This window comes from Pseudomonas sp. NY15364 (genome assembly GCF_048068235.1).
In the GTDB taxonomy this organism is placed as follows: domain Bacteria; phylum Pseudomonadota; class Gammaproteobacteria; order Pseudomonadales; family Pseudomonadaceae; genus Aquipseudomonas; species Aquipseudomonas mendocina_D.
In genome coordinates, this window is sequence record NZ_JBLUPX010000001.1 from 310,092 (window position 1) to 324,280 (window position 14,189).

12 protein-coding genes and 1 pseudogene are annotated in these 14,189 nt (G+C 55.8%); all 13 read left to right on the forward strand.

All coding sequences use genetic code 11. The annotated features are described in order from the left end of the window. The first annotated feature begins 536 nt into the window (after positions 1–536). The 13 genes and pseudogenes from ACNFCJ_RS01495 (at position 537) to ACNFCJ_RS01555 (ending at position 14,104) form a co-directional block, all read left to right on the forward strand. Positions 537–1,973, forward strand: a complete 1,437-nt coding sequence (locus ACNFCJ_RS01495) for an undecaprenyl-phosphate glucose phosphotransferase (RefSeq protein WP_416769354.1) — start codon at positions 537–539, stop codon at positions 1,971–1,973. A 170-nt stretch (positions 1,974–2,143) separates the two neighbouring features. Next, positions 2,144–2,596 (forward strand): annotated as a pseudogene (locus tag ACNFCJ_RS01500) (MBL fold metallo-hydrolase); the annotation flags it as partial. After that, on the forward strand, positions 2,594–3,145 hold the full coding sequence (locus tag ACNFCJ_RS01505) for an ATP-binding protein (RefSeq protein ID WP_416769588.1): 552 nt from the start codon (positions 2,594–2,596) through the stop codon (positions 3,143–3,145). The pseudogene ACNFCJ_RS01500 and the gene ACNFCJ_RS01505, both read left to right, overlap by 3 nt. A 477-nt stretch (positions 3,146–3,622) precedes the next feature. Continuing rightward, positions 3,623–3,955 carry a hypothetical protein gene (locus ACNFCJ_RS01510; protein ID WP_416769355.1) on the forward strand — a complete coding sequence of 111 codons (333 nt, stop codon included), beginning with the start codon at positions 3,623–3,625 and terminating at the stop codon, positions 3,953–3,955. 35 nt (positions 3,956–3,990) lie between these two features. Continuing rightward, positions 3,991–5,769, forward strand: a complete 1,779-nt coding sequence (locus ACNFCJ_RS01515) for an SLC13 family permease (RefSeq protein WP_416769357.1) — start codon at positions 3,991–3,993, stop codon at positions 5,767–5,769. Between the two features lie 31 nt (positions 5,770–5,800). Then, a complete protein-coding gene (gene cysD / locus ACNFCJ_RS01520) occupies positions 5,801–6,721 on the forward strand; it encodes a sulfate adenylyltransferase subunit CysD (protein WP_416769359.1) in 921 nt (306 codons plus the stop codon). 134 nt (positions 6,722–6,855) lie between these two features. Then, entirely contained in the window at positions 6,856–7,197 is a 342-nt protein-coding gene (locus ACNFCJ_RS01525; RefSeq protein ID WP_416769361.1) for a four helix bundle protein, read from the forward strand. 121 nt (positions 7,198–7,318) lie between these two features. Further along, positions 7,319–8,770: a sulfate adenylyltransferase subunit CysN gene (gene cysN / locus ACNFCJ_RS01530; protein ID WP_416769362.1), complete on the forward strand. Its 1,452-nt coding sequence runs from the start codon at positions 7,319–7,321 to the stop codon at positions 8,768–8,770. A gap of 337 nt (positions 8,771–9,107) precedes the next feature. Continuing rightward, entirely contained in the window at positions 9,108–9,794 is a 687-nt protein-coding gene (locus ACNFCJ_RS01535; protein ID WP_416769364.1) for a sulfotransferase family 2 domain-containing protein, read from the forward strand. Positions 9,795–9,881: 87 nt separating this feature from the next. After that, entirely contained in the window at positions 9,882–11,060 is a 1,179-nt protein-coding gene (locus ACNFCJ_RS01540) for a hypothetical protein (RefSeq protein ID WP_416769366.1), read from the forward strand. 7 nt (positions 11,061–11,067) lie between these two features. Then, positions 11,068–12,036 (forward strand): hypothetical protein, encoded by a 969-nt coding sequence (locus tag ACNFCJ_RS01545; protein WP_416769367.1) that lies wholly within the window; start codon positions 11,068–11,070, stop codon positions 12,034–12,036. A 21-nt stretch (positions 12,037–12,057) separates the two neighbouring features. Then, positions 12,058–13,047, forward strand: coding sequence for an acyltransferase family protein (locus ACNFCJ_RS01550; RefSeq protein ID WP_416769368.1), 990 nt, complete (start codon positions 12,058–12,060; stop codon positions 13,045–13,047). A gap of 7 nt (positions 13,048–13,054) precedes the next feature. After that, positions 13,055–14,104: a glycosyltransferase gene (locus ACNFCJ_RS01555; RefSeq protein WP_416769370.1), complete on the forward strand. Its 1,050-nt coding sequence runs from the start codon at positions 13,055–13,057 to the stop codon at positions 14,102–14,104. Positions 14,105–14,189 lie beyond the last annotated feature (85 nt).

A 14,189-nucleotide genomic window follows, 5' to 3' on the forward strand; every position in this document is an offset into this window, starting at 1 on the left:
CCCGACTGTTTTCCATCCCGGGAAATCAAAATACGCGGATTGTTTGAAGGCACGGATTCATCCACGAACCCGAGCACGGCGATCCCGTTCCCAGGTCGTCAACGTGACACCCTGTAGGAGCGGATTCAGCCGCGAACCTCGCAGGCACGACCCCACCGCTTGCGAGGATCCGCCCCATCAGCTCTTCCCTCAGCTGAAAGGCGTAGCCTGCAGGATGAATTCGTAGGATGGGTGACAGCCCATCACAACAAACTCTGAGCCGAGGACGACGCCTAGTCCTCTGCTCGCAAACTACTGTAAGCGAACCACCACCACACAAAACACCGGGCCATCAGCCCCACAAGCTGGCTAAAAAGTACTAGCCCTAAGAGCAGGCTTGCCCACAAGGCTCCAATTGCCTGTCAATGCATAACTCTGCCGCCAAACGCCACAACCGACTAATTACGCTCCAACACCCCCGCAGGTAAATCGCCATGTCACGGACCGAGATAGCAGCCCCAGCGGCCGAGAGACCAGCACACAGGCTCAGCCCCCAGATGCACAGCGGGGACAACATCGTCAAAAGCTGGCGCCGGTCCAACCTGGCCAGCAAGCGGGAAAGCGGCACAGCGGAAAACCGCGGCCTCACCTTCTGGGGCCAATGGGCGGCGGCCACCAGCCTGCTGATCCTGCTGCTCTGCACCCTCGCCATGATCAAAACCGGCGAGATTGATACCCAATACCGCATCCTGGCACTGCTCACCCTGCTGGGTTCGGTACCTGCCTATTCCCTGGTGGGGGCCTACCAAAAGCACCATAGCCACCTGGCGGGTCTCGGCCGCCTGCTCGGCGGCTGGTTGCTGCTACTGGCCGGCCTGTTGGTCGCCACCTTTATCACCAAGACCAGCACACTCTTCTCCCGTGAGGTGATCCTCACTTGGGGTTCGCTCGGCTTCGTCCTGCAGGCTTGCCTGTACGTGCCGTTGCACAGTTTCTCCAGGCGCTACCACAAGAAACTGCAGGCCTCCCGCACCTCGCTGATCATAGGTACCGGCGAACTGGCGCAGGATTTGGCGGACAAACTGGTTCGGCAAAGGCGCGAGCCGTTGGTGGGGCTGGTGGCCAGTACCGAGCTGGAGCTGCCGGACAACGGGCTTTACCCGATAGTCGGCAACCTTGCCCACCTGCGCGACCTGATCGCCACCCACAATATCCGCCGCCTGTATATCGCCCTGCCCCTGAGCGAGGCCGAGCAGATCGAGGGTCTGTACGTCGATCTGCTGGATGCCAATGTCGACGTGGTCTGGCTTCCCGACCTGAACAGCATGATGCTGCTCAACCACTCGGCGCGGGAGATCGAAGGTATGCCGGCCATTCATTTGAATGAAAGCCCGCTGACCTCCTACCCGACCGCCGCCCTGACCAAGGCCCTGATGGACCGTGCGGTAGCGCTACTGGCGATAATCGCCCTCAGCCCGGTGTTGCTGGCCACCGCAATGGCGGTGAAATATTCCTCACCCGGCCCGGTGCTGTTCAAGCAGAAGCGCCATGGCTGGAACGGCAAGGTCATCAAGGTGTGGAAGTTCCGCTCCATGCGTATGCACGATGATGCCCAGGTCAAGCAGGCCACCCGCGAAGACCCGCGTATCACCCCGGTCGGCCGCTTTATCCGGCGCACCTCCCTCGACGAACTACCGCAGCTGTTCAACGTGCTGCAGGGCCATATGTCCCTGGTCGGCCCGCGTCCCCATGCCGTGGCGCACAACGACTACTACACCGGCAAGATCAAGGCCTATATGGCCCGCCACCGTATCAAACCCGGCATCACCGGCCTGGCCCAGGTAAGCGGCTGCCGGGGCGAGACCGAAACCATCGACAAGATGGAAAAGCGCGTCGAACTCGACCTGGCCTATATCAACAACTGGTCGCTGTGGCTGGATATCAAGATCCTGATCAAGACCCCTTTCACCCTGCTGTCCAAGGACATCTACTGAGCACAGCCGTCATGGCATGCCTGTATGTAGGAGCGGCTTCAGCCGCGAAGCTTCTAGCTGCGGCTGTCCCGGCTCTCTGCACTGATCGTTTCCCGCTCGGCGATGACCTGCATCCGCGCCGAGCTGCATCACATACACGGGCACCAAACCTCGTTAACGGACTAACGCCAATGCCTTACCCGGAGATCCAACACCACGGCGCCGCCACCGGCGTGACCGGCTCCTGCCACCAACTGCATATGGACGACCAGCACAGCCTGCTGGTGGACTGCGGCCTGTTCCAGGGCGCGGAAACCTCAGCAGAAGGCAAGGCCGGAGCCGAACAACTGGCCATAGAATTCGACATCGGCACCCTCAAGGCGCTGCTGCTGACCCATGTACATATCGACCACGTCGGCCGCCTGCCCTACCTGCTGGCCGCCGGCTTCAAGGGCCCGATCTACTGCAGCCAGCCCTCGGCGCAACTATTGCCCCTAGTGCTGGAAGACGCCTTCCAGCTCACCTTCGGCCGTGACAACAAGCGGCTGGAAAGCTATCTGAAACTGATCCAGCAACGTCTTATGCCTCTGCCCTATCGCACCTGGCACAACCTGATCGATACCCCCGCGCTTGCGATACAGATCAGCGTTTACCCCGACAGACTGATGATCTGGAACCCCGGCCAACTACCGGCTGACTGGACGCTGGACAAGCTCATGGCCAAACATGCCTCATGCCCGTTCAACCCGGACATTGCCAATGCGTTTTTTCGGGCCGGCCTGATCGAATCCTGGGGGCGTGGTATCGAGTGCATCATCGAAGCCTGCAGGCAGGACAACTACCCGATGCCGCAGTGGCAGCTTGAACCAGGCGGTCTATGGGTGACGTTCCGGTTTCCTGAGGAGCATGTGCAGCAGGTTTCCGGGCAAGGTGAGGCAGGTGGCGGTGTAAGTGGCGGTGTAAGTGGCGGTGTAAAGGAACTGCTTGTCTTCATTGAAAACAACCCCGGTTTGAGTGCGAAAGCCATAAGCGAAGCCATGGGCACACCACTCAGAACGGTCGAGCGCTGGCTTAAAACTCTGCGTGAGCAGCGGTTGGTTGAGTTCAAAGGCGCCCCCAGGACGGGGGGCTACGTTGCAATAGAAAGCCAAGACGCCAGTTCGCCGCCGGGTACTGACAATGCGGATGGCTAGGCCGACGCTGGTATCGCAGGCGCCTCCATCTCTTGTAGGAGCGGCCTTGGCCGCGAATCGAGGCTGGCTCCGGGCTGCTTGGCGAAGGCCCAGCCATGCCCGTATTGCTGTAGTCCGGATGCAGTCCGGGAAGGATTACCCGTCATACATCGCATACCTGGATTGCCTCCGGGCTACAGGGGGGTATAGGCCCGCACAGGTATCCCTGGCGAACCCAGTCCTTGTAGGAGCGGCCTGTGGGGCTCATCGCTCAGTGGATACCTGTAGGAGCCCCGCCCCGGGGCGAAGCTATCAAATGCAACCAACAAACAACCAAGAATTACCGCGTATTTGAGGCAATCGTATTCGACCGTTTAGCCACCAGGTGGCACTCGGCTTGTTTGAGTCACCCTCTCAATGCCCGTACACACACTGCTCGAACTGACGCTGAGCCCTAGTGGGCACAGGTCGCTATCACAGGATTCAAAGGGACACGACATGAACATCACCATTGTCGGAACCGGCTATGTAGGCCTTTCCAACGCCGTGTTGCTGGCGCAACACAACAAGGTCATCGCCCTGGATATCGTCCAGGCCAAGGTTGACCTGATCACCCAGCGCAAGTCGCCGATCGAGGATGCCGAAATCGAGCACTACCTGGCCGAGAAACGCCTCGACCTCTGGGCCACCCTCGATAAGCGCGAAGCGCGGCCACAAGAGCGGGTCGCACGCCGACCTGTAGCAGACGTGGACCTGGACGGCACCACAGCTAATTACGCACCTTCGCCCAAATCGACCCTTGGCCTCGCCGTGGCCGGCGACGGTTTGTGACGGACGAACTAAGAGTTAGAGGCACCATCTCACACATGCTTTCCCTCACCTGGCAAGCCTGGTTCAGTGTCGCCACCGCCGGCACCGTACTCGTGCTGCTCGCCACCACCCGAATCGCTGCCGATGTCATTCTTATGGCAGGTATGACCCTGCTTCTGGTGACGGGCATTCTCACGCCCGCTGAAGCCCTAAAAGGCTTTTCCAACGAGGGTGTGTTGACCATTGCCGCCCTTTACGTGGTTGCGGCAGCTCTCAAGGAAACCGGTGCCGTCGCCTGGCTGGCCCATCGCTTTCTTGGCCAGCCACGCAGCCCAAAACAGGCGCTCCTGCGCGTCATGCTGCCGACTTCAGTGCTCAGCGCCTTTATCAACAACACCCCCGTCGTAGCCATGTTCATTCCGGCTATCCAGAACTGGGCGAAGCGCATGCACATTCCAGCCTCCAGGTTGCTTCTGCCACTCAGTTATGCAGCGATCCTCGGCGGCACCTGCACCCTGATAGGCACCAGCACCAACCTGGTAATCAACGGCCTGCTGATCGAGCACACCGGTGGACAAGGTATCGGCATGTTCGATATCGCCTGGGTCGGCGTCCCGCTACTGCTGCTGGGCACCGCTTTCATCGCTATCACCGCGCAGTGGCTGCTTCCTGAGCGCGCCAGCCCCATGGAGCAACTGGCCAGCACCCGTGAATACTGCGTGATGATGGTCGTCACCGCCAATGGCCCGCTGTGCGGGAGAACCATTGCGGAAGCAGGATTGCGCCATCTGGCCCATGGCTACCTGATCGACATCCAGCGCAATCATGAGCTTCTTCCGGCGGTCAGCCCTAGCGAGCGGCTGCAGGGGGGGGACTGGCTGTTCTTCGTCGGCACCGCCGATGCCATCGTCGAACTCCGCTCCATTCCAGGCCTTCAGCCGGACGACGACCAGCACGGTAAGCTCGACATCGCCCAACACAAGCGTCAACTTGTCGAAGTAGTGCTTGCCCCGGCGGCAAGCATGGAAGGCAAGAGCGTTCGCGAGGCTCGCTTTCGCACCCATTTCAATGCCGCGATCCTGTCCGTCTCCCGTAATGGCACCCGCCTCAAGGGCAAGATCGGCGATATCAAGCTCCGCGGTGGCGACACCCTACTGCTTGAAACCAGCAACGGCTTCGCCGAAGAGCACCGCAACAACCACGAATTTCTGCTGGTCAACGCACTCGACAACACCCGGCTCCCCGATCACCGCAAGGCCCCGGTGGCACTGGGCATTCTCGGCTTGATGATCCTGGCCAACACTCTCGGCCTGCTGCCCATGCTGCATGCCGCCATGCTCGCGGCCGGCTGCATGCTGGGGCTGCGCTGTATCGGCAGCAGCCAGGCGCGCAACAGCATCGACCTCAGCGTGCTGGTGGTGATCGCCGCCTCCTTCGCACTTGGTGCAGCACTTACCGGCACGGGAGCCGCCGCCGCAATCGCCGAGCAACTGGTAGGTAACAGTGGTGCCTCGCCATGGATTGCCCTGGCTTTGGTCTATGCCCTGACCTCGCTGTTCACCGAGGTCATCACCAACAATGCAGCAGCAGTCCTGATGATGCCGATTGTTCTGGCCATCGCCGAACAGCTGGGTGTCAGCCATATGCCCTTCGTCATCGCCATCATGTTCGCGGCATCCGCGAGCTTCATGACCCCCATCGGTTACCAGACCAACCTGATGGTCTACGGTCCCGGCGGCTACTACTTCACCGACTACCTGCGCATCGGCCTGCCGTTGAACCTGTTCGCCGGCATCGTCACCGTGACGCTGGTCCCCCAATTCTGGCCCTTCTGAATCACTTTTTCATGTTCTGACGAGATAGTTCATGACAACCCTGATCGACAAAGCCCGCATGACCCACCTCCAGCAACTGGAGGCCGAAAGTATCCACATCATTCGCGAAGTGGCTGCCGAATTCGCCAACCCGGTGATGCTCTACTCCATCGGCAAGGACTCGGCGGTCATGCTGCACCTGGCCATGAAGGCCTTCTATCCGGGCAAACCGCCGTTTCCGCTGCTGCACGTCGACACCAACTGGAAATTCAAGGAGATGATCCAGTTCCGCGACTACATGGCGGACAAGCTCGGCCTTAAGCTGCTGGTGCACAAGAACCCGGATGGCCTGGCCATGGACATCAACCCCTTCGTCCACGGCAGCGCCAAGCACACCGACATCATGAAGACCGAAGGTCTGAAGCAGGCCCTCAACCACTATGGCTTCGATGCCGCCTTCGGCGGCGCCCGCCGCGACGAAGAGAAGTCCCGTGCCAAGGAGCGCGTCTACTCCTTCCGGGACAAGAACCACCGCTGGGATCCGAAGAGTCAGCGTCCCGAGCTGTGGAACATCTACAACGGCAAGATCAACAAGGGCGAGTCCATCCGCGTATTCCCGCTGTCCAACTGGACCGAGCTGGACATCTGGCAATACATCTACAAGGAAAAGATCGAGATCGTGCCGCTGTACTTCTCCCAGCAGCGCCCGGTCGTCGCGCGCGACGGCACCCTAATCATGGTCGACGACGAGCGCATGCCCATCGGCCCGGAAGACAAGGTCGAGATGAAGTCCGTGCGCTTCCGCACCCTCGGCTGCTATCCGCTGACCGGTGCCGTCGAATCCACCGCCGCCACCCTGCCGGAAATCATCCAGGAAATGCTGCTGACCCGTACCTCCGAACGCCAGGGCCGAGTCATCGACCACGACAGCGCAGGCTCGATGGAAGAGAAGAAGCGCCAGGGGTATTTTTGAGCGGCAAGCTGCAAGTCATAAGCGGCGAGCCGGAGCTTTAAGCTGCAAGCCGTAAGCGGCAAGCAAGAGCAGGTATCTGCTCGCTCTGAATGCTTTTACTTGCAGCTTGAGGCTTATCGCTTGGAGCTAAAACGATGGATTTTGAACGCCTAGCCGTTTGGGAGCGATCCCGCTCTCTTGCCGTGCAGCTCTACAAGGAACTGGTCGATTGCCGTGACTTCGGCTTCAAGGACCAGATAACCCGCTCGGCACTTTCTATACCCAGCAACATAGCCGAAGGCATGGAGCGGGGTTCGGACAGGGAAAAATGCCATTTCCTGCGAATCGCCAAAGGCTCCTGCGCCGAACTGCGCACACAGATACTCATAGGCGGCGATATCGGCTACATCCCCCAGCCACGCGCCACAGAATGGACCCAGGAAACCCGCGAGCTATCCCGAATGCTCAACGGCCTCATCACCCGAATCTCAAACTGAACCCAGCCCAAAAGCCTACAAGCCCCCTCGCCGCCTGCCGCCTGCCGCCTGCCGCCTGCCGCCTGCCGCCTGCCGCCTGCCGCCAACTTGTAGCTTAAAGCTTGAAGCTTGGAGCTAAAAAATGTCTCACCAATCCGATCTGATCGCCTCCGATATCGAGGCCTACCTGCACCAGCACGAAAACAAGGACCTGCTGCGCTTCCTCACCTGCGGGAACGTGGATGACGGCAAGTCCACCCTGATCGGTCGCCTGCTGTTCGACACCAACCTGATTTACGAAGACCACCTCGCCGCCCTGCACAAGGACAACGAGCGTGTCGGCAACGCCGGTGAAGCCCTCGACCTCGCCCTGCTGGTGGATGGCCTTCAATCCGAGCGCGAGCAGGGCATCACCATCGACGTGGCCTACCGCTACTTCTCCACTGAAAAGCGCAAGTTCATCATCGCCGACTGCCCCGGCCACGAGCAGTACACCCGCAACATGGCCACTGGCGCCTCCACCTGCGACCTGGCGATCATCCTGATCGACGCCCGTCGCGGCGTGCAGACCCAGACCCGCCGCCACAGCTTCATCGCCTCCCTGCTCGGCATCAAGCACATCGTGGTCGCGATCAACAAGATGGACCTGATGGACTTCTCCCGCGAAGTGTTCGACAACATCCGCGCCGAGTACCAGCAACTGGCCGACAAGCTGGGGCTGCACAACGTCCATTTCGTTCCGGTTTCCGCCCTGAATGGCGACAACGTGGTGAAGCGCAGCGAACGCAGCCCTTGGTATGAAGGCCAGACGCTGATGGAGATCCTCGAAAGCGTCGAACTGTCCCGCGACCAGAACTTCACCGACCTGCGCCTGCCGATCCAGTTCGTCAACCGCCCCAACCTGGACTTCCGTGGTTTCTGTGGAACCCTCGCCAGCGGCGTACTGCGTCAGGGCGACACCGTGATGGCCCTGCCCTCGGGCAAGACCAGCAAGGTCAAGAGCATCATCACCTACGAAGGCGAACTGCAGGAAGCCTATCCCGGCAACGCCATCACCGTCACCCTCGAGGACGAGATCGATATTTCCCGCGGCGACGAGCTTGTGCACCCCGAGCACCAACCGAATGTTGGCTCCCATTTCAGTGCACACGTCGTCTGGATGGGGGAGAAGCCGCTGGTGACCGGCAAGGAATACGGTATCAAGCTGGGCACCAAGAGCACCTTCGGTTGCGTCACGGCCATCCAGCATGAAATCGACGTCAACTCTCTGGAGAAAAAAGAGGGAAGCTCCAGCCTAGACCTCAATTCCATCGCCCTGATCGACGTCGAACTGACCGAAGAGTGCGCCTTCGATAGCTACAGCGAGCTGCCACGCACTGGCGCCTTCGCCATCATCGACCGTTTGAGCAATGTGACCGTAGGGGCGGGGATGGTCCTCAAGTCTAAAGATCATGCTGATGCCACAGCTTTCAGACGCACCTACAATCTGGCAGAAGTAGAGCTGAATGCGTTTATTCGAAAGAACTACCCTGAATGGGAGTGTATTGACATATCCCAAACACAAGCAAACGTAGAAAAAAACAAAAAAGGTTAATGGCGGCCTGCCCCCTACTTATTACATCGACTTATTAATTCGCCGCAATTCCACCCCCCCCAAAGTCATCAACATGCTGCAGGGCACCAGGTCGCCTGCCGGCCCGCCACGGCATCAAGCCTGGCATCTCCGGACTGACAAAGATTAGCGGCTGTGGTGAGGAAACCGAAACCATCGACAAGATGGGCAGAATGGTTGATCCGGCCCTCAGCCATATCAAGAACTAGCCAGCATGACTTGACATCAAAATACTAATAAAGACTCTGCTCACACTACCACCGAAATATATCTATCGACACAGAAATCTGGTCCTAAAATTTTTCAGAGCATCCATCTTATGGGCAAGTACCAAACAGCCAATAACTGCTTGAAAGCACTAATGCTCCCTCCCCACCATAGAGAAAACTTCATAAACTTCATCAAAAACCCCTACACCCGCTGGGAAGATGAAAAAAAGGTAATCTTCATCCACATCCCTAAAGCGGCTGGAAAAACAATCTCCTACTCCCTACTCGGCGCACCTAACGGTACGGGACACCAGAAGCTTTATGTCTACGAAAGATACAAAGAAAAATACAGAAAATATTTCAAGTTTACCTTCATTAGAAACCCGTGGGATAGAATCGTTTCTGCCTTCTTTTACATGAAGGGCTTTGACCCACAAAGCAATGATCGAGACTTCTTTGATCGCTACATCGGACAGGAAACCTCATTTGAGGAGTTTATTAATCGACTCTCCAACCCAAACTACAAAAAATTAATCCTAAGCTGGGAGCACTTCACCCCTCAAACAGCATATATGAAAAACAGATCAGGAAATATTGATCTTGATTTTATTGGGCGTGTAGAAAACATCAATGATGACTTCGCAGAGCTTAGCAGCATTTTAAGGATAGACGCTAAGATTACCACACGGAACGCAGGGGTTCGCACTGCATACAGAGACTACTACTCAGGAAAGATGAAGGAAATAGTGAGCAGCATATATCCAGAGGACATCGGAAAACTAAACTACAAATATTAGAAACAACCATTAAAAATCAGCGACTTCAAAAATATGCCTCCCCAAAAAATTCTCTGGTTTGTTTCAACGCTGGAGGACACTCATTTCTTGTCGGAATTCCGCCAACACTTTCCCGGCCAGATAGACGTCTTCCACCTCAATTTCATCACCCGCGTCCACCTTCTGTCCCATGATGGCGAGCACATTCTTCCTTACTATCGCAGCGGAATGGGCAACATCGGGATCGACACCAACATCGACCAGTGTTTCAACACCCTGTCCGGCCGCCTTACCTCCGATGAGGCTGCACGCGCCTATCAGGCAACCCAGGCCGCACTGACACACTACCTGCGCGACAAGCCCGTCGAGGGCCTGGTGTTCATGATTCCAAGTGGACGTCACATTCACCACATTGCCGCGACCAGCCTTGCCCTGAGCCGCAAGATCAAACGGATATACATCAACTACTCGAATTTCCCGGGCTACACCTTTTTCGATCCGGAAGGCACCGATTGCCTGGCCTCCATCTACCGCGACCCGGGCATTCTCGACAGCCTGGCCCCAACGTCGGTCGATGTCGATGCCGTGTTTTCCCACTTCGCTGAACTGAAAAGACGGCAAAAAGAGATTCCGCAGAAGGCTGACAGCCCGCTTAAATCGAGGCTCAAGCGCTCCGCGTTCATCATTGATACCCTGCTGCAGAAGCTCACCCGCCTCTATGGTGACCGGCGCATCCCCATGAGGAAGCCGGCCAGCAACCAGGCAGCCCCCAACCCTCTGGTCTATGAGCCGATCCCACCCAAGGGCCAGCCATTCCTGTTCTTCCCGTTGCAGGTTTCAACGGACCAGCAGGTTCTGGTCAATTTTGACGGCGGCTCGATCTACACAGCCATCGACGCCGCGATTGCACACGCCCGGGCCAAGGGCATCGCGCTTTATGTGCGCGAACACCCTGCTGAAGCCAACAAGCAGAAAATCCGGGAATACCTGCAACAGAAAGCCCAGCAGGGCGAGCTGCATGTCACCAATGCCAGTGTCCCTGATCTGATTGACAGCTGCAATGAAATCATCACTATCAACTCTACCGTCGGCCTGGAAGCACGCATCAACCGTCGCCAGGTGAAGTTTCTAGGAAAAAGCTTTTATGCCAAGGCCAGCGATGAACAACTTGCAGTTTATCTGCAACACTATTTCGTGAAAGTTGATTATCACGCCCCTCGCATAACCAAAGAAGTCGTCTCCAAGATAATATCCCGCCAGAGCCACCAAGCCCACTACAAAGCCTGACAACACAATGAAGCCGATCAAAATAAAGAAACCAAACCCTTATGGCGTCATAGGTATCTTGATATACCTTTTTCTTTGCATACCTCAGCTGCGCAGCGCTCTGTTCGGAGAGAAGGCAAAAATCCTAGACATATTCTCTGGCGAACTATCCGAAACAGCGACCGGAATTAGCCGATTTGGGCAAGCCACACTTCTGATACCATACCACCTGAACAACGCAATATTCAGGCACTTCGAAATATCAAATGTAAACCTGCTAGTAATAGTCATCATGCTACCACTGGTTTACAAATATTTTTCGTACGCAAAAAACCTAAAATCACTTGCCATTCTGGGACTTTTCTTTCTACCAGCCCCCCTTCTTTTCCTTTCCACATTCAACAAGGAAATCCTGCTGGTCGGGACATTCTTTTTTACTTACGCAACATACACACAGACATCGATGCGCACGCATGCGCTATTTCTTGCATACTCACTGACAATGCGCCCATATCTCTCTTGGATCCCTCTAATCATTGGAGCGCAAAACCTTAAAAAGATTACAATCCGCATCCTTGCAATATTCTCACTTGCATTGACAATCCCCCAAGCGCGTGAAATTTTGTACCAGATATTTAATAGACGGCTTGCAGAGAAAGGCTATGACGCCAACTCAGAAATCGTGCAAACAGTTTTCGTACAAAGCCTCGCCGACATATTCGTCGTACTATACCAAGTGCTTCCACAGGTACTATTCCCCTTCTTGGTAAACCCATCCATCAAGACACTTTTCTTTCAGACATACATTGCCGCATTCATTTTCTTCTCTATAAAGGCATCAAACCGTCATGGCCATGCTTTAATTCTAGCATTCTTCATGTACACACTTCTCGACCCTGACTTAGGAGCATTCCTGCGACATATTTCCAGTTTCTTCCCAATAATCCCAATCATGCTGTGCATGAAAAAGCCGAAGCACCAGCAGCCAGTTAAATAAAGCAAGAGCAAATAACATCTCATGTCGACTCAAGCTAGAATTGACCAGATACAAGTACTACGTGGAGTTGCCGCCCTGCTTGTGGTATTTTCCCATGTCCACTTCATTGGAAAAGGCGCATTTGGGGTCGACATATTCTTTTGCATTAGCGGCTTCATCATGATGTATGTAACGCAACGCGACACATCTCACTTCATAACAAAAAGAGCAATCAGGATATTCCCTCTATACTGGGCCCTGACCCTATTCCTATTTTTAATCGCCACAGCAAAGCCAAACCTATTCAGAAGTGCAGAAGCCAGCTTTGAATTCCTGGCAAAATCAATATTCTTCATTCCATTCGACAGGAATGGATATATAGAACCACTACTTGGCCCCGGCTGGACACTTAATTACGAAATTTTCTTCTATCTGATTTTCTTTGCCAGCCTGAAAACTTCCCACAAGTACAGAATGGAAATCTGCTCCACCACACTGATACTCATCGTAACTCTCGGAAAAACTCTTGAGCCAACAAGCATACCCTTAAAATTCTTTACCCAACCCATCATCCTTGAATTTGCTCTCGGGATGGCGATCTTCAAAGCATTTGAATACACAGATAAAAAAAGCATCCCCAAGCACATCAAGACCGCACTAGCAGCATCATCAATAGCTGCCCTCCTTTACTTGCTACAAACAACTATAAAAAATTCACCAGAGGATAGATTTTTCCAGTGGGGAATTCCTGCCTTCGTATTCAGCCTCGGACTTATACTGTTGCTGAGAGATTCCAAACCAATTCCCAGCCTGATGCTACTCGGAGACATGAGTTACTCCCTATACCTCACACACATATTCATAATCCTCGGAATTGACAGACTCATCACAAGCCTAACAACCCCTACACTTCACTCCAGCTTGGCCGCACTTCTCGCAATAACACTCTCGATAATGATCGCCTACATAACATGGCGCTTCTTTGAAACACCTATTGACCGCAAACTACGCAAAATATTTATCGGAAAATAGTGTCCCCATGCAGAGCAACGAAAGCGTTTCCAAGTCACGCCGTAAGGTCTTGCACATCACCGAATCCTTCGGCGGTGGTGTCACATCGGCAATCAACTCGTACATCCTGAATTCCAGCCAGCACGAGCACTTCATATTCGCCAGCGTGCGTAGCAATGATGCAACCGGCGAGGAGTCCATCGGCGCTGCGCGTGGGATCCGCCTGGTGCCGCGAAAGCTGTCGAGCATTGTCGAGCTGAAGCGCTATATTGACGAAGTAGCGCCGGAAGTGATCCATCTCCACAGTACCTATGCCGGCTTCTTGGGCAGACTGCTGCCTTTCGTGCCGCCGGCAAGAACCATCTATACCCCGCATGGTTTTGCCTTCCTGCGCCAGGATCATCCGGTCGCACTGGCTCTTTATCGACTGATCGAGAAGCTGCTGGCACGCAGGACTGCCGTGATCGCAGGCTGCGGACTTGACGAGAAGAACATCGCCAATGCGGAGCTGAGCCATCCAGCCACCACAGAACTGATCAACGTGTGCGATGAGCTGCCGGTTGTGGATACCATCAGGTCACAGACGGACAAGCCGGTCATTGGCATGGTCGGCCGGGTCAGCACACAGAAGGGCTACAACTTCTTCGCAGAGCTGGCAGCCAACTGTGGCGATATTGCACACTTCAAATGGATCGGCGGAGGCAGTGCCGATGCCGTCGAGGTGCTGCAGCAGTCTGGTGTCGAAGTCACGGGCTGGATCACCCGGCCGCAGGTGATTGCGCACATGCAGGGGCTCGATGTCTATTTCCACTCCGCAGCCTGGGATGGCTTTCCCATTTCCGTGCTCGAAGCGGCTCGTCTAGACCTGCCGGTGATGCTGCGCAGGATCGGTCCCTTCGTGGCAGAGGATCTGGTCACCTTCGCATCACCCGCTCAAGCGGCCCAGGAGATTCGTGCCTGGCTGGCTGGCAGCCCTGTCGCACTCGAACGCGCTCTGAACAATACCGCCAGGATCCAGAACCACCACTCTGTCGAGAACCTGCAGCGGGCTCTCGATCAGCTGTACGACCGTTTCTGAGTCCACATAGCAGCTCTGTACCCTCTCTGCTGAGTTTCATGGAGCCACCGAGGCTCTCACAACAATCAGCCTTCTTCAGATACCC

What these genes read in the sequence shown, in the direction of transcription:
- ACNFCJ_RS01495 (WP_416769354.1), top strand. Translation starts at nt 537, where the DNA reads ATGCACAGCGGGGACAACATCGTCAAAAGCTGGCGCCGGTCCAACCTG.
- ACNFCJ_RS01510 (WP_416769355.1), top strand. Translation starts at nt 3,623, where the DNA reads ATGAACATCACCATTGTCGGAACCGGCTATGTAGGCCTTTCCAACGCC.
- ACNFCJ_RS01515 (WP_416769357.1), top strand. Translation starts at nt 3,991, where the DNA reads ATGCTTTCCCTCACCTGGCAAGCCTGGTTCAGTGTCGCCACCGCCGGC.
- cysD (WP_416769359.1), top strand. Translation starts at nt 5,801, where the DNA reads ATGACAACCCTGATCGACAAAGCCCGCATGACCCACCTCCAGCAACTG.
- ACNFCJ_RS01525 (WP_416769361.1), top strand. Translation starts at nt 6,856, where the DNA reads ATGGATTTTGAACGCCTAGCCGTTTGGGAGCGATCCCGCTCTCTTGCC.
- cysN (WP_416769362.1), top strand. Translation starts at nt 7,319, where the DNA reads ATGTCTCACCAATCCGATCTGATCGCCTCCGATATCGAGGCCTACCTG.
- ACNFCJ_RS01535 (WP_416769364.1), top strand. Translation starts at nt 9,108, where the DNA reads ATGGGCAAGTACCAAACAGCCAATAACTGCTTGAAAGCACTAATGCTC.
- ACNFCJ_RS01545 (WP_416769367.1), top strand. Translation starts at nt 11,068, where the DNA reads ATGAAGCCGATCAAAATAAAGAAACCAAACCCTTATGGCGTCATAGGT.
- ACNFCJ_RS01550 (WP_416769368.1), top strand. Translation starts at nt 12,058, where the DNA reads ATGTCGACTCAAGCTAGAATTGACCAGATACAAGTACTACGTGGAGTT.
- ACNFCJ_RS01555 (WP_416769370.1), top strand. Translation starts at nt 13,055, where the DNA reads ATGCAGAGCAACGAAAGCGTTTCCAAGTCACGCCGTAAGGTCTTGCAC.